At 70.4% G+C, this 15286-nt stretch carries 15 protein-coding genes; 1 reads left to right on the top strand and 14 read right to left on the bottom strand.

The genetic code is table 11. The features are described from left to right. Window positions 1-42 precede the first annotated feature (42 nt). The 5 genes from NNI01S_RS03230 to NNI01S_RS03250 all read right to left on the bottom strand — a co-directional run bounded on the left by NNI01S_RS03230 (window position 43) and on the right by NNI01S_RS03250 (window position 5574). Window positions 43-1605 carry a bifunctional uroporphyrinogen-III C-methyltransferase/uroporphyrinogen-III synthase gene (locus NNI01S_RS03230; protein ID WP_063017319.1) on the bottom strand — a complete coding sequence of 521 codons (1563 nt, stop codon included), beginning with the start codon at window positions 1603-1605 and terminating at the stop codon, window positions 43-45. 64 nt (window positions 1606-1669) lie between these two features. Continuing rightward, complete coding sequence (gene hemC / locus NNI01S_RS03235; protein ID WP_063017321.1) at window positions 1670-2725, bottom strand: hydroxymethylbilane synthase; 1056 nt, start codon at window positions 2723-2725, stop codon at window positions 1670-1672. After that, a complete protein-coding gene (locus NNI01S_RS03240; RefSeq protein WP_063017323.1) occupies window positions 2722-4158 on the bottom strand; it encodes a glutamyl-tRNA reductase in 1437 nt (478 codons plus the stop codon). The genes hemC and NNI01S_RS03240 overlap by 4 nt, the downstream gene beginning before the upstream one ends. Before the next feature lie 70 nt (window positions 4159-4228). Beyond that, complete coding sequence (locus NNI01S_RS03245) at window positions 4229-5074, bottom strand: redox-sensing transcriptional repressor Rex (RefSeq protein ID WP_063017325.1); 846 nt, start codon at window positions 5072-5074, stop codon at window positions 4229-4231. Window positions 5075-5313: 239 nt separating this feature from the next. After that, window positions 5314-5574: a glutaredoxin family protein gene (locus NNI01S_RS03250; protein WP_063017327.1), complete on the bottom strand. Its 261-nt coding sequence runs from the start codon at window positions 5572-5574 to the stop codon at window positions 5314-5316. A gap of 222 nt (window positions 5575-5796) precedes the next feature. Between NNI01S_RS03250 and NNI01S_RS03255 the strand changes: the two genes are divergently transcribed. Next, a complete protein-coding gene (locus NNI01S_RS03255; RefSeq protein WP_063017501.1) occupies window positions 5797-6741 on the top strand; it encodes an HAD family hydrolase in 945 nt (314 codons plus the stop codon). Between the two features lie 3 nt (window positions 6742-6744). Here NNI01S_RS03255 and NNI01S_RS03260 read toward each other — a convergent pair whose 3' ends face one another. The 9 genes from NNI01S_RS03260 to NNI01S_RS03295 form a co-directional block, all read right to left on the bottom strand. Continuing rightward, on the bottom strand, window positions 6745-7752 hold the full coding sequence (locus NNI01S_RS03260; RefSeq protein WP_063017329.1) for a lysophospholipid acyltransferase family protein: 1008 nt from the start codon (window positions 7750-7752) through the stop codon (window positions 6745-6747). After that, on the bottom strand, window positions 7749-8822 hold the full coding sequence (locus NNI01S_RS03265; protein WP_063017502.1) for an NAD-dependent epimerase/dehydratase family protein: 1074 nt from the start codon (window positions 8820-8822) through the stop codon (window positions 7749-7751). Before NNI01S_RS03265 ends, NNI01S_RS03260 begins: the two co-directional genes overlap by 4 nt. 209 nt (window positions 8823-9031) lie before the next feature. Continuing rightward, on the bottom strand, window positions 9032-9133 hold the full coding sequence (locus tag NNI01S_RS33215; protein ID WP_003402602.1) for a 30S ribosomal protein bS22: 102 nt from the start codon (window positions 9131-9133) through the stop codon (window positions 9032-9034). Window positions 9134-9357: 224 nt separating this feature from the next. Continuing rightward, window positions 9358-9660, bottom strand: a complete 303-nt coding sequence (locus NNI01S_RS03270; RefSeq protein WP_435825095.1) for a helix-turn-helix domain-containing protein — start codon at window positions 9658-9660, stop codon at window positions 9358-9360. Between the two features lie 145 nt (window positions 9661-9805). Continuing rightward, window positions 9806-10624: a pyrroline-5-carboxylate reductase gene (gene proC, locus NNI01S_RS03275; protein WP_063017331.1), complete on the bottom strand. Its 819-nt coding sequence runs from the start codon at window positions 10622-10624 to the stop codon at window positions 9806-9808. Between the two features lie 32 nt (window positions 10625-10656). Then, entirely contained in the window at window positions 10657-11544 is an 888-nt protein-coding gene (locus NNI01S_RS03280) for a thioesterase family protein (protein ID WP_084488410.1), read from the bottom strand. A gap of 138 nt (window positions 11545-11682) precedes the next feature. After that, window positions 11683-12558 carry a sugar phosphate isomerase/epimerase family protein gene (locus tag NNI01S_RS03285; RefSeq protein ID WP_063017504.1) on the bottom strand — a complete coding sequence of 292 codons (876 nt, stop codon included), beginning with the start codon at window positions 12556-12558 and terminating at the stop codon, window positions 11683-11685. Between the two features lie 115 nt (window positions 12559-12673). After that, window positions 12674-14254, bottom strand: a complete 1581-nt coding sequence (locus tag NNI01S_RS35570; RefSeq protein ID WP_063017333.1) for an Rv0497 family membrane protein — start codon at window positions 14252-14254, stop codon at window positions 12674-12676. Continuing rightward, entirely contained in the window at window positions 14251-15285 is a 1035-nt protein-coding gene (locus NNI01S_RS03295) for a Ppx/GppA family phosphatase (protein ID WP_063017335.1), read from the bottom strand. The genes NNI01S_RS35570 and NNI01S_RS03295 overlap by 4 nt, the downstream gene beginning before the upstream one ends. Window position 15286 lies beyond the last annotated feature (1 nt).

Genomic DNA, 15286 nt, shown 5'->3' on the forward strand with positions numbered 1-15286 from the left:
CGGGGCCGCGAACACGCCGCGGCGCGATCGCGGCCGAACGAGCTACCTGCTGCGGCGGCTCTTCTTGCGCGGAGGCGGCAGCAGGCCTTCGGCGCGCAGCCGGGCCGCGTGCTCGGCGAGGGCTTCGACCAGCGGACCGACCTGGGCCACGTCGGGCTGCACGTCCACGCGCAGGCCGAATTCGATGGCGGTTTCGGCGGTCTTGGGGCCGATGCAGGCCACAATGGTGCGCGCGTGCGGCTTGCCCGCGATGCCCACCAGGTTGCGAACCGTGGAGGACGAGGTGAACAGGACCGCGTCGAAGCCGCCGGTCTTGATCATCTCGCGGGTCTCCGCGGGCGGCGGCGAAGCGCGCACGGTGCGGTAGGCCGTCACGTCGTCGATCTCCCAGCCGCGGTCGCGCAGGCCCTCGGCCAGCGTCTCGGTGGCGATGTCGGCGCGCGGCAGCAGCACCCGGTTGACCGGGTCGAACACGTCGTCGTAGGGCGGGAAGTCGGCCAGCAGGCCCTCGGAGGACTGCTCACCGCTTGGCACCAGTTCGGGGTTGATGCCGAACGAGCGCACCTTCTCCGCGGTGGCCTCGCCCACACAGGCGATCTTCACGCCGGAGAACGCCCGCGCGTCCAGGCCGAACTCGGCGAACTTCTCCCACACCGCGCGCACCGCGTTGGTGGAGGTGAACACCACCCACTGGTAGCGCCCGTCGACCAAGCCCTTGACCGCGCGCTCCATCTGGGCGGGGCTGCGCGGGGGCTCGACCGCGATGGTCGGCACCTCCATCGGAATGGCGCCGTGCGTGACGAGTCGTTCGCTCATCTCCGCGGCCTGGTCTTTGGTGCGCGGCACCAGGACGGTCCAGCCGTACAGCGCGCGCGACTCCCACCAGGACATCTTCGAGCGCTGCGCGACCACCTTGCCGATGGTCACCACCAGCGGGCCGACCAGTTCGGAGGCCGCGCTGTTCAGCGTGGCCAGGGTGGCCTCGATGGTGCGCTGCTGCCGGGTGGTGCCCCGCACCGTCACCGCGACCGGCGTCTGCGGCGCCATGCCGTGCTCGACCAGGGCGCTCGCGGTCTCGGCGAGATGCCCGGAGGTCGCGTGCAGCACCAGCGGGCCCGGCGCGGCCGCCAAAGCGGCCCAGTCGACCTCACCGCGCACGTCCGCCTCGGTGTGCCCGGAACCCAGCGCGATGCCCGCGTAGCTGGGCACGGCGGAGCCGTTGGGCAGGCCGGGCAGGACCTCGAAGACCATGTGCGACCGGGTGACGGCGTTGACCTCGGCGATCACCGAGTCGGTGGTCAGCGGGTCGCCCGCGACCACGCGCACCACGTCGTGCCCGGCACGCGCTTCGGCGATCAGCGTCTTGGCCACCTCGGCGGGCTCACCGAGCGCGGGACGCACGTCGACGGGACGTTCCCCGTCGGGGCCCGGTTCGACGGAGGTGCCGATCAGGGCGAGCACGCCCTTGTCGACGTCCGGGTCGGTGAACGCCAGCGTCGCCCGCCCGATCACCTCACGCGCACGTACCGTGAGCAGCGCCGGGTCACCGGGACCCGATCCGACGAAAAGGATGCGACCGGGGTGCTTCTTTGCGGCTCGGCTCATGCCTGCACCTCGCTTGCGCTCGGCTCCGGCAAACCCGAGGGCACGGTGCCTGTGCTTCGCTGGCTCATCGGCTGTTCTCCATTGGGCTGGGGTTGGGCAAGTCTGTGGCGGGCGAACTCACCGCCCGGGTGGGGGAACCGTCGTCCGGTTCGGTGGCGAGCAACTCGCGCGCGCCCATGTCGAGCAACTCGCGGGCGAGCGCGCGGCCGAGTTCCGCCGCGTCGGCCGGGGCGCCGACCACCGACGCCCGCAGCACGTCGGATCCGTCGACGGCCGCGGCGCACGCGCGCAGCGACAGCTCGTCCACGATCCGCCCCTCGTCGTCGAGCGATTCGACGACCTCGGCGAGCGCACCGATCGGCGCGGTGCAGCCCGCCTCCAGTTCGGCCAGCAGGGCCCGCTCGGCGACGACCGAGGCACGGGTGGCCGCGTCGTCCAGGCCGGACAGGATCTCCACCAGCGCGGCGTGGTCGCTGCGACATTCCACCGCGAGCGCGCCCTGGGCGGGAGCCGACAGCATCTGCACCGGCTCCAGCGCCTCGGTGACCGCGTCCAGCCGGTCGATACGGGCCAGTCCGGCTCTGGCCACCACGACGGCGTCCAGCTCGCCCTCGCTGACCTTGCGCAGCCGGGTGTCCAGGTTGCCACGCAGCGGAACGACCTCCAGCCCGAGTCCGAGCGCCCGCAACTGAGCGGCGCGCCGCGGCGCGGAGGTGCCCACCTTGGCGCCCGCGGGCAGCTCGCCGAGCACCAGCCCGTCGCGCGCGACCAGCGCGTCGCGCGGGTCCTCCCTGGGCGGGATGGCTGCGATGGTGAAGCGCGGGTCCTGCGCGGTGGGCAGATCCTTGTAGGAGTGCACGGCGATGTCGATCGCGCCCGCCGCCAGCTCGTCGCGCAGCGCGGAGGTGAACACGCCGACGCCGATCTTCTGCACCGGGTCCGACGACAGGTCACCGGCGGTCTTGATGACGACCAGCTCGGCAGGCTGCCCGGCCGCGATCAGCGCGTCGCGCACCGTGCCCGCCTGGGTGAGCGCGAGCAGGCTGCCGCGGGTGCCGATCCGCCACGGAGCGCGGGTGTCGTCCGCGATCGTGTTGCCTTCTTGGTGGACCATGGTCATGCCGTCTGCCCCTGTTCCTCGCCGCGATGGCCTGCGGTGAAATCGTCGGCCAGCGCGATCTCTCCGTCGCTGAGCTCGGCGCGATCGCCGGCGAGCGCGGTGATCTCCATCGGCGCGGCGACCGCCTGGGCCGCACCGGGCTTGAGTTCGAACAATTCGCGCAGCGCCTCGGCGTAGCTGTCGCCGCCCGGCGTGGACGCGAGCTGCTTGACTCGCACCGTCGGCGCGTGCAGCAGCTTGTCGACCACCCGGCGCACCGTGCGCGCGACCTCGTCACGTTCCGGGTCGGCGAGGCCGGGCAGCCGGGAATCCAGCCGGAGCAGTTCGGCCTCGACCACCTCCGCGGCGCGCTGGCGTAGCGCGGCCACCGTCGGGGTGACCTCGGCCATCCGCTGTCCGGCCAGGTATTTGGCCAGTTCGTCGGCGACGATCGTCCGGGCGGCCGCGGTGTCGTCGGCGGCGGCGCCCGCGGCCGGATCGCGCTGCAACGTCTCGATATCGATGAGCGTGACACCGGGCAGGCCGGCCACGGCGTGCTCGACATCGCGCGGCAAGCCGAGATCGCAGAACACCAACGGCCGCTCGACGGTGGCGAATTCCTCGCCGCGCTCGCGGTCGGTGAGCGCGCGGTGGGTGTCGGCGAGCGTCACGACCGCGCCGACCGCACCGGTACAGGTGACCACCACGTCGGTGGCCGCCATCGCCTCGGTGAGCCGCGACAGTTCCATGGCCTCGGCCTCGACGCCGTGCGTGCGCGCGGTCTCGGCGAGTCTGCGCGCCCGCTCGATGGTGCGGTTCACCACGATGATCCGGCCGATCCCGGCGCGGGAGAGATGCGCCACCGCGAGGCCGCCCATCGCGCCTGCGCCGACCACGGCGGCGGTACGCCCGGCCAGCGGGCCGAGCACCTGCTGCGCGCGATCCAGCGCGACCGACACCACCGACGCGCCCGCGCGGTCGATGCCGGTTTCGGCGTGCACGCGCTTGCCCACCCGCAGCGCGTGCTGCGCCAGTTCGTGCAGGGTCCGTCCGACCGCGCTCTGCGCGTCGGCGGAGGCGTACGCGCCGCGGATCTGGCTGAGCACCTGCTGCTCGCCGACCACCATCGAGTCCAGGCCGCTGGCCACCGCGAACAGGTGCTCGGCGGCGGCCTCGGAGTAGCGGACGTAGGCATGCTTGGTCAGATCGGGCATCGGTAGGCCGGAGTGCTTGGTCAGCAGATCGCCGATCTCGGCGAGACCGCCGTGGAAGGCGTCGACCACCGCGTAGACCTCCACCCGGTTGCAGGTGGACACGATCATGGCCTCGGACACGTGGCTCGAGGCGATCAACCGGTCGATCAGCTTCGGCCGGTCGGCATCGGTGACGGCCACCTTCTCCAGCACGGGGACCGGCGCGCTGCGGTGCGAGATTCCGACGAGGAGAACGCTCATGCCGCCACCGCCCCGGCACGGACGGAACGCTCCGCCGTGCTGTGCTGCATGATTCGCTCGCTGCGCTCACTCATGGTGTGACCACCGATCCCTTGCTGCTTGGCTCCGTTGCCGTATGCGAGGTTGTCGTATGCGGGGTTGTCGAGTGCTGGAGTGCCGGGTGCGCGGGCGCCGCGTGCGGGGTGGGCAGGCGGTGCGCGATGCGGCCCGATCCGGCGTGCGCGACCTCCGGCAGCTGAGCCTGCTCCGCGTTGCGCACCCGTTCGAACGACAGCATCTGCATCTCGACGGCCAGGTCGACGCGACGGACCTCGACCGTCGCAGGCGCGACCAGCTCACAGGGCGCGAAGCTCAGGATCGACTGCAGGCCCGACGCGACGAGCCGGTCGCACACGTCCTGGGCCGCGTCGTCGGGAACGGTGATGACCGCGATGGTCGGCTCCAGCTCGGCGACCGCCGCGCCCAGCTCGGCCACGTCGCGCACCACCAGGCCCGCGACCGGCAGGCCGACCACATCGGGATCGCTGTCGAGAATGCCGACCACGGTGAAACCGCGCCGCTGGAACCCGCCGTAACCGACCAGGGCCCGGCCCAGGTTCCCCGCGCCGACCAGCACGACGCGGTGGCCCTGCGACAGGCCGAGCACGTCCTCGATCCGGGAGCGGAGCTTGGCCACGTCGTAGCCGACGCCGCGAACGCCGTTGGGGCCGAGGAAGGAGAGATCCTTGCGCAATTTGGCCGAATTGACACCCGCCGCGACAGCCAGTTCCTCACTAGATACGATGGCAACACCGTCGTCGGCCAACATCGCGAGGACCCGAAGATAGGTAGCCAGCCGCGCGACGGTGGCCTGCGGGATGTCCTTCTGCAGAGCCCTGCCGGAGACGCCGCCTGGCGCCTCATGCTGCTCTGTCACGTCGTCGGCTCCTCGTCCCGGGCCTGGGGGCTCCGGTTCGTCGCTCGACCCGCTGCCCCGGGGACGGTCCGGTGCCAGGGTGTCGAAGTTTCGGATTTCGGGGCGGCTCCGCAGCCTCGGCATGCGGGTCGCGTGCCACCACCGTAACTGCTTGTGAAGCCCTGCACAAAGTCGGTGAAATTGGCCTCATTTTCCGCCGCGACCAGCACAGCGGCCGAATCGGACGGAAAACGGCGCGCTCAGCGCTTCAGGTCGGCCCGCAATCGGGTCTCGTCGACATCGAAATAGCTGTGTTCGCGGCCGTCGAGCAGGACGACGGGAAGCCGGTCGCCGTACTCCGCGCGCAGGCCAGGGTCGGTAGCGGCGGCTTCGTCGACGTCGACGGTCCCCGGTTCGATTCCGAATTCGGCGCAGATCTCGCGCAGCTGTTCCAGTGCCGTCGCGCACAGCCCGCAGCCCGCGCGAGTCAGCAATGTCACCGAATGTGTGGGATTGGTCATGACCGGAATTTAATCCGCGCCCCGCACGGCGGGCGGTCCGGTACGCGCCACGCGATTGTGTCGCGCGCCGCCTTCTGCCGTGACTGTCGGTTGATCCGGTTACTGTTGACATGGTTCGCGCGACGGGCGGAGGTACTGGTGCCGGAACGATCGAAGGTGGCGAGGGCCGGATTCATCGCGGGACGATTCGGTGAGTTTCCGGCGCGGTGGAATCTGAGCCAGATGGGCCAGGGGCTGCAGGATCAGCTCGCCCGCATCTCGCGCAGCCCTTTCGGCCCGAGTGAAGAGGAATTGCGGGCCAATCTGGCCGGTGAGGCGAGCGCGGACGCGGCGCTGACGCTGCACGACGCCGAACTCGCCGCGGGCGAGTTGGAGGCGGGCCCCGAGGCCCCGCGCGATCTGACCGCGGCGGCGTTCTTCGACGTCGACAACACCATGGTGCAGGGCGCCTCGATCGTGCATTTCGCTCGCGGTCTGGCGGCGCGCAAGTACTTCAAGACCTCCGATCTGGTGGACGTCGCCTGGAAGCAGGTGAAATTCCGGGTCACCGGTAAAGAGAGCAGCACCGATATGGCCAGTGGCAAGGAGAAGGCGCTGGCGTTCATCGCCGGGCGCTCGACCGCCGAACTGGCCGCGCTGGGCGAGGAGATCTACGACGAGATCATCGCCGACAAGATCTGGCCGGGCACCCGCGCGCTCGCGCAGATGCACCTGGACGCGGGCCAGCAGGTGTGGCTGGTGACCGCGACGCCGGTGGAGTTGGCGCAGGTGATCGCGAAGCGGCTCGGGCTCACCGGAGCGCTGGGCACCGTGGCCGAGAGCGTCGACGGGAAATTCACCGGCCGCCTGGTCGGTGACATCCTGCACGGCCTCGGCAAGGCGCACGCCGTGCGCACCCTGGCGATCCGTGAGGGCCTGAACCTCAAGCGCTGCACCGCATACTCCGACAGCCACAACGACGTGCCCATGCTCTCGCTGGTCGGCACGGCCGTGGCGATCAACCCCGACTCGGATCTCCGCGAGGTCGCCAAGAACCGAGGCTGGGAGATCCGTGACTTCCGGACCGGCCGCAAGGCCGCCAAGATCGGTGTGCCCACCGCCCTCGCCCTGGGCGCGGCGGGCGGAGCCGTCGCCGCGGCGGTGACTCGCCGCCGCGACGGCGACTAGCGATTACCCCGTGAAGACGTTGCGGCGCTTGGTGAGCAGTTTGTAGAGCGTCTGCTGGATGGTCTCGCGAACCTGGTCGGTGACCTCGAACATGGTCATCGGGTCGTCGGCGGCTTCCGGCTCGTAGGGCGTGGTCGGGATGGGGGTGCCGAATTCGATGTACCACTTGGACGGCAGCGGCACCGCGCCGAGCAGGCCGAGATGCGGGAACAGCGGCGTCACCGGGAAGTACGGCAGGCCGAGCAGCCGGGCCAGCGGCTTCAGATCGGCCAGCTTGGGGTAGATCTCCTCGGAGCCGACGATGGAGCACGGAATGATCGGCACGCCGGTGCGCACCGCCGCAGCCACGAAGCCGCCGCGGCCGAAGCGCTGCAACTTGTAGCGATCGGTGTACTGCTTCCCGACGCCCTTGAACCCTTCCGGGAACACGCCGGTCAGCTCGCCGGAGCGCAGCAGGCGTTCGGCATCCTCCCGGCAGGCCAGGGTGTGCCCCGCCCGGCGAGCCAGCACCCCGAGCACCGGCGTCTCGAAGATCAGATCGGCGGCGAGCAAGCGCAACGCCCGCTGCTGGGGGTGCCGATCGTGCACAGCCAGTTGCAACATCAAGCCGTCGAGCGGCACGGTGCCCGCGTGGTTGGCCACGATCAGCGCACCGCCCGCCGCCGGCAGGTTGTCCAGCCCGCTGACCTCCACCCGGAACCACAGGTCCGACAGCGGCCGCAGGGCCGGCAGGATGACCGACTCGAGCAGATGCTCGTCGAAACCGAATTCGTCGAGGTGGTAGTCGCCGGTGAGCCTGCGGCGCGCGAAGTCGGCGGTCTTGGAGATCTGCTTGCCGAGCGCGCCACGCAGCATCCCGGACAGCGACTGCGGCGCGGCGGGCGTCACCGCCGCGCGCCGCTCGACCAGCGAGGTCACCGGACTCGGAGCAGCCAGGCGGCGTGGCGCCGGACGCTGGCGCGTCTCGATCTGCAGATCGTGGAGTTGGATGACTTTCGCTACGTCATTCATTGGTGTGCTCCCGTACCGGCCCCGAGCAGGCCGAGCAGTTTGTGTTCTGCGGCGTCGATCCACGCTGGATCGACTACGGGCCGCAACGCTGCGCCCCCGATGAAGTCGTCGAACGCCTGCACCGTCGTCCAGCGCGGCTCGAACTGGAGTTCGGTGCGCATGCGCGTGGTGTCCAGGCCACAGCCGAAGTGGAAATAGTCGAGCTGTTCGGCGGAGAACTCCCGCATCACCGGCCCCATGAGGAAGCGACCCGCGGTGCGGAACATCGTGAAGGGAACGGGCAACTCGATCCGGCCCGCCCGCCGGACCGCCTGGGACAGCGACAGCGCGCCGTCACCCGCGATGTTATACGTGCCACCGACCGTGCGCCGGGCCGCATGGGTCAGCGCGGCCACCGCGTCCTCCTCGTGCAGCAGCTGCATCCTGGCGTCCCGGCCGAATACGGTCGGGGTCACCGGCGAACGCAGATATTGCACACCGCGGGCGGCCAGCCGCGGGCCCACGATCGGCGCGAATCGCAGAATTGACGTGGCGATATCGGGACGCCGCCGGGCGAGCCCGCGAACGTAACCTTCTATATCGATCAGGTCGCGGGCAAACCCGCCGCGCGGAGGCGTACGCGCGCTCATTTCCTCGCTGAATTTCGCGGGATCCTTCGCGCTGCACCCGTACACCGCCGACGAGGAGCGCAGCACCACCCGGCGCACCGAAGCCACCTTCTGACACACCGCGAACAGCTGCATCGCGCCGAGGACGTTGTGATCCTTCATCACCGCGCGGCCGCCGCCCGCGGGCGGGCGGGGCAGCAGCGCGGTGTGCACCACGGTGTCCACCTCGCCACCATCGATCACCTTACGGATCAACGGATTTCGGATGTCTGCTCGCACGAATTCGGCGCGGCCCATGCGCCGCTGCAGCTCTCGGCCGGGGGTCATCGTGTCGACGGCGAGAATGCGCTCGATCCCGGGATCCTGGGCGAGGCGTGCGACGACCGTGCCGCCGAAGAAGCGGCTGGCTCCGGTGACCAGCACTACTTTCGGCGCGTGTCCTTCCCGACCCTCAGAACCCACCGGCACCCTTTCCCTTGCCAGCCCGCCCTTGTGATTATTCCCAGTGCCCAGCGTAGCGGCTGCCTACCCGCTCACCGAGAGTATTAACCAGGATCTAACGATGACTTCAGTCACGTGATACAAATGGCGATTCCAAAATTTCAAATTTCAAACAAAAGGGCCCGTCACCTATTGGTGACGGGCCCCTCGCAGCTAACACGCAGCGATGCCTACTTGCCGAGTTTGCGCCGCTGGACACGCGTGCGGCGAAGCAGCTTGCGGTGCTTCTTCTTCGACATGCGCTTGCGGCGCTTCTTGATCACAGAACCCATAGGGTTGTCCTCGCGTTCTCTCTACTCGGCGCGCACGCTGCCCGTGCGCGATTGCCGGACGTCCGTCCGCCCCGGCCCGGCCGACGGGCCGGGTCGCTGGGCAAGCTCACGCCCCGTGTTCGCGCCGCCGGATACCACGAGGCAACGAACAGCGATGCCACCGGCGGGCGAACACGAACCGAGGATCTATCGTACCGGCACGCCCCGCTGGTCTCGAAACCGCCTCATCCGGCGTCGAAATAGGACGTTTCCAGATAGTCGTGTACAGCCTTGGCGTGCACCCGGAACGATCGGCCGACGCGCACGGCGGGCAACTCGCCCGAGTGCACCAGCCGGTAGACCGTCATCTTGGACACCCGCATCAGATTCGCCACTTCGGCGACGGTGAGAAACTGGGTGCCGCCGCCGAGCACGGGTTGCCCCTGTGTCGCGGCCTCACGCTGGGTACGGGAATTCCCCCGACCGCCCGCGGGACCGGAGCCGCCGGACGCTCCGGAATTCGCAGACATCTTGTTCGCAGACATCATTGCACCATTGACCTCCGGCACGTCCGCGCCGCCGGCTTCCCCACCGGCGGAACAGACACGCACGTGCTCCTTGAAGCTTAGCGGGACCAGTGGTGTTACTGCGACGGGAGTGAGAAATCGGGTTTTCCGATTTGAAACAGACCGGTCACTCCGCTGACGCGCCCTGTTCCAGCGACCTTTCCTTGGCCGCCACGAGGGCTTCGTAGAACGCCGAGCGTAGTCCTCCGCGCTCGAGCTCGCGGATCGCGGCCGCGGTGGTGCCCGCCGGCGAGGTCACCGCGGCGCGCAATTCCGCGGCCGTCTGCGGAGAACTGTCGAGCAGGGCGGCCGAGCCGACCATGGTCTGCACGACGAGCTGGGTGGCCACATCCCTGGTGAGCCCGAGCCCGACGCCCGCCTCCACCATGGCCTCCACGACCAGGAAGAAATAGGCGGGCCCCGATCCGGACACCGCGGTGACGGCATCCATCTGGCTCTCCGCCACGGTGACCACCTTGCCGACCGCGCCGAGCACCTCCGTCACCAGTTCCAGATGCTGCTCGCGCGCGTAGCGCCCCGGCGCAATGACGCTCATCCCCTGCCCCACCAGCATCGGCGTATTCGGCATCACCCGCACCACCGGGAACCCGGCGGGCATCTTGGCCTCCAGCCGGCCGGTCGGCACACCGGCCGCCAGCGAGACCAGCACTTGATCGCGGTCACTGCCGATCTCCGCCTTGCCCAACGGCGCGAGCACCGCGTCCATGTCGTTCGGCTTCACCGCGATCACCAGCAGATCCGCGCCGATGGCGGCATCGGCCAGATCGTCGGTGACCCGGATGCCGAAACGGTCGGCGAGCTGATGGGCCCGTTCCCGATGGGTCTCCACGACGACCAGATCCTTGGTCAGCCGCCCGGACTCCAGCAACCCGGCGACCAACGCCTCCCCGATGCGCCCGCCACCGATCACCGCAATTCTCGTCATGGGCCTCAAGGCTAGACGGCGCGCGCCGGAGCTCAGCGCTGGGGAACGAGCGCCAGCTGACGACTCTGCGCGACGACGGCGCCGGTCGAGTCGAGCACCAGCTGGTCCTCGTCGAACATGCGCCCGCCCACCTCGTGCGTGGTGGCGATGATCCGCAGCCAGCCCGGCGCGGGCCTGCGGCGCAGGTAGGTGGTCATCTGCACGGTGGGAGCCCAGCCGAAGTGACCGAGGTTCATCGGCACCGGCGGGCTCATGTCGGCGCTCATCATGGCGAAGTACATCGCCACGTCCGGGTCCTGTTCGTCGCCCGGGCGCGGGCGGATCCACATCCGCAGGCGGGGTTCGCCCTTCGCGCCGTCGAGGAAACGGGCCCACGCGCGATCGAGGAAGATCTCCGCACCCCGGCCGACGTGCACGATGTCGCCCATCTGGGAACCGGGCTCGTAGCCGATGGCGTCGGCGGGCGGCTGCACGGGCATGTCGGAGTGCCGCGGAGCGTAGCTCGGTTCCGCGTCGTCGAGGCGGCTGAAGGTCAGCGCCGTGCGCACCAGGACGCGGCCGTCCTGGATCAGGTCGGTGTCGGCCAGGCAGATCTGGCGACCGATCTTGCGGACGCGCACCTCGTACTCGACCTCGCCAGGGTTCGGCGCGCCGAGAAAATCGGAACTCGCGGCGATCGGAGCCATGCCGACCAGCGCGGGATCGGAGGCGCGCAGCCAATTCGTGGCCGCCGCCGCGCTGCCCGCGACCATCGTGCCGCCGTGCACCTTCGGGCCGATGGTCCAGATGTCGTCGATGACGCCCAGATAGCGGCCGGTCTCCGCGGTGGCGGGCGATGCCTCGCGCAGCGCGCACACCCGGCTGAACGGCGCGTCGGTCGTGGCCGCCGGGCCGAAATCGGCCGTCAGCTCCATCGTCATGCTCACTCCTGTCCGTCGACCCTCCACCCCCACGGCCTCGTTTCGCGGCTGCGGCCGCAGCGCCGCCGAAGGGTTCGTACAGCGTACAACGCACCCGGGACCGCATCGCATCGCCGCACGCCGCAGAAGCGACGAGCGTCACATCGGGGGTTCGGGCGACCTCCGGCTCGCACCGGCGGGGGCGGGCGCGTCGACGACCAAGTGTTTGCGGGCGAAGGCCAGCGTGCGGTGCAGCATCTCGGCCCGCTCCTTGGTGGTGCGCGCGTTCTGTGTGTTGATCTCGGCGACGACCTGGCCGCTGAAGCCGGTGCGGACCAGGTCCGCGCACACTTCGACACACGGCTGGGTGCCCTCGCCGGGAACGAGATGCTCGTCGTGCGCGGCGCCCCGGCCGTCGGCCAGGTGCAGATGCGCCAGACCCGAGCCCATGCGCGCAGCCAGCGCCAAGGGGTCGGCCCCGGCGGTGGCGGTATGCGAGAGGTCCAAGGTGTAGTGGCGGAAACCGGTGTCGGTGGGGTCGTAGGAGGGGCTGAAGGCGGTGACCGCGGGGCCGGGGCCGCCACGCCGCTCCAGCCGTTTCACCGCGCCTTCGCGCCGGCCGAACAGCGTGTCGGCCCGCATCGGGAACATGTTCTCCACGGCCACGATCACCGGGCTGTTGTCCTCCAGCTCGGCCACCTGCGCGGCGAATCCGGCCGCGTAGCGGCGCTGCCAGCGAAACGGCGGGTGCACGACCACCGTGCTCGCGCCCAGCGCTTCGGCGGTGTGCACGCTGCGCTCCAGTTTGGCCACCGGGTCCGAGCCCCACACCCGCTGCGAGATCAGCAGGCAGGGAGCGTGCAACGCGAGCACCGGAACGCCGTACTTGCGCGAATAGGCCTGCACGGTGGCGATGCTCTGGCTGGCGGGCTCGGCCCACACCATCAGCTCGACGCCGTCGTAACCCAGCTCGGCGGCGTACCGGAACGCGGCCTCCGTGTTCTGCGGATACACCGAGGCGGTCGAGAGTCCCACCTGGATCGGCCGCGGCCGGGCCGCGCCCTCGGCGTCATCCGGCGGTGCGGCGCCCGTGCGCGACCCCACCCCGGTCTCGTTCGCTTGTCCGATATTCGCCACGACTGCTCCCTGCTCAGTTCGTGCTGAGAAGAAACGCCAGTGGCCCCAGCGTGACGAAGATGCCAACGACGACGGCGATCACAGTGCTGAGGATGTCGTCGGTCCTGCGCAGAATCCGCACGAGGGCCACCAGGCCGAGAATCACGATCATCGCCAGTGCCAGCGCCACCCAGGGGAGCATCTCCCACATGCGCTCGAAGCCCTTGAACAACAGCATGCCCGCGACGGCGGCGCCGGTGCTCTGACCGCCGAGGATCATCCACTGCCGCCGGTTGTCGTCGTCCTCGGTCTTCCTGGCCGTCCGGGACCGGCGCGACGCGGCCCGGGTAGCGGCGCGAGGTGCGGCGGGGAGGTCGTCCTCGTCGTCCTCCTCGTCCAGTTCGATCGGCTCGTAGACGTCGGTGACGCCGTCCATCTCCGCGACGTCGACGGCGGCGCGTCCGCCGCGCCCACGCCCGCGCCGTTGCGCTCCCCCGCGCTCGGCCCGCTCGACGCCGTCGCGCAGCAGGTCGCCCGCGACCGTCTGGCCAGAGAGCAACTGCTGGTCCTGACTGGCCAGCGACCACGCGGCGGTCGGGAGACCGCCGGATTCCGGCGCGGGATCGGGCTGCGGCTTGTGCCGCCGGGCGGACCAGGCCGGGAGACCGTTCTCGCCGACACCCTCGCGGCGGGCAGATCTGCGATGCCCCTCCGGCTGCGGCTCGGGAGGAGCGGGTCTGCTCTGCTTCGGTCTCGGATCGGGCGGCGGCGGAACGGGCAGCGGTGCGGACTCCGGCGCGAACCCGCCGGTGGACGGTGACCAGGCCGCGGTGGACGGGCCGAGATCCTCGGCCGCCTCGGCCGCCCTGCGCCGCGCCGCGCGACCGCCCCTGGCGCCATTGCGCTCGGGAAGGGCGGAGCGGCCGAACGCGGACTCGTCCGGTTCGGCATGGCTGTTGCGACCCGGTTCGCCGAGACCGCGATCGGGCGGCGCGCCGCCGCCGAACGGCTCGGGCGAGACATCGTGCCAGGACCGGACCTCGGTGGCCTGCTCGTCGGGTTCCTCCCGCCTGCGCCTGCGCCCCGAGCGCGGCGGCGGCTCGGGCAGCGGGTCGGGGACATATGGGACGGGCGCGGCCGAGAACAGGTCGGACACCGGAGTATCCGGCGACAGCGGGTCGAACGACGTGCCGTGCCGAGCGGAAGGCATCTCCCGGCCGGGCATGACCCGGCTGGACCGCCCGGGCGGCGGATCGGCCCGCGGCGGATCGGGCTGCGCGTAACCGGCCAGCGGGTCGTACATCGAGATCGGGCCCGACATGGGTGAATACGAGGACGTGTCGGGCTGCGGCTCGGGCGAGTAGGACACCGGCTCCGGCGCGGGCGGATCGAACGAGGGCGGCGCGTACGCCTGCTCGTCCGCACCGGCATCGGGCGCCGCATGCGCGGAGTGACCACCGCCTTCCCGGATGACCGGCAGGTCGCCGGTGAGTTCGGCGACGGAGATGCCGCGCCCGCTGCGGCGGCGCCTGCCACCGCCGGACGAGGAGCCGCTCTGCTGGCCGTTGCGCGCCAGCAGTTCCGCGACCGACAACTGTTTGGAGTCCTCACTCATGACGACACCGTCCCGATCGAGCCCGGCGCCGGGGCGCCGCTGCCGGACGCCGGACGACCGTCACCGGTCGCCGAGCCCGCTGAGTACGTTGCTTCGGGTCCACCATTCATATCGGTATCCAGTTTGCGCAGGATGAGCCCTTCACGCAGCGCCCATGGACAAATCTCCAAGGAATCCAGCGAAAGTGCCCGCATACTCGCCTCCGCGACCAACGCACCGGCCACCAATTGCTGTGACCGATCGGAACTTACGCCTTCCAATTCTGCACGGTCCGCCGCGGTCATCCGCGAGATGAACGCAATCAGTTGGCGCAGGCCCGAGCTCGTGAGTGTACGGCGCACCCGCGGGCCCGCCGCCGAGGGTGCCGCTCCGGTCAACCGCGCCAGGGACCGGAACGTCTTCGAAGTGCCGACGGCGAGGTCGGGCTTACCCGGCTCGAGCAGCTTCTTCGCCGGGACCACGAGCTCGGCGTCGAGCCAGTCGCGCAGCACCGCCACCCGGCGCTTGCCGGGCGGATCCTCGCGCAGCCACTCCCTGGTCAGCCGGCCCGCGCCCAGCTGTAAAGACAGTGCGACGTCCGGTTCCTCGTCGCCGCCGTTGGTCATTTCCAGCGAGCCGCCGCCGATGTCCAAGTTGAGGATGCGCCCGGCGCTCCAGCCGTACCAGCGGCGCACCGCGAGGAAGGTCAGCCGCGCCTCGTCGACGCCGGTCAGCACCCGCAGATCGACGCCGCTCGCCGCGCGCACGCGGCCGAGCACCTCCTCGGAGTTGGCCGCCTCCCGCAGTGCGGAGGTGGCGAACGGCATCAGCTCGACGCATTTGGAGGTCTCGGCGATGCTGGCGAATTCGGACACGGTGTCGATCAGCCGCTGGGCGCCCGCCTCGGTGATGCACCCCGCGGCGTCGATGTTCTCCGCCAGCCGCAAGGTGGCTTTCGTCGAACTCATCGGGAGGGGGTGACCGCCACGGTGCGCGTCCACCACGAGCAGGTGAACGGTATTGCTTCCGACGTCGAGTACCCCAAGCCGCACA

The sequence above is a fragment of the Nocardia niwae NBRC 108934 = DSM 45340 genome (assembly GCF_001613465.1).
Classification (GTDB): domain Bacteria; phylum Actinomycetota; class Actinomycetes; order Mycobacteriales; family Mycobacteriaceae; genus Nocardia; species Nocardia niwae.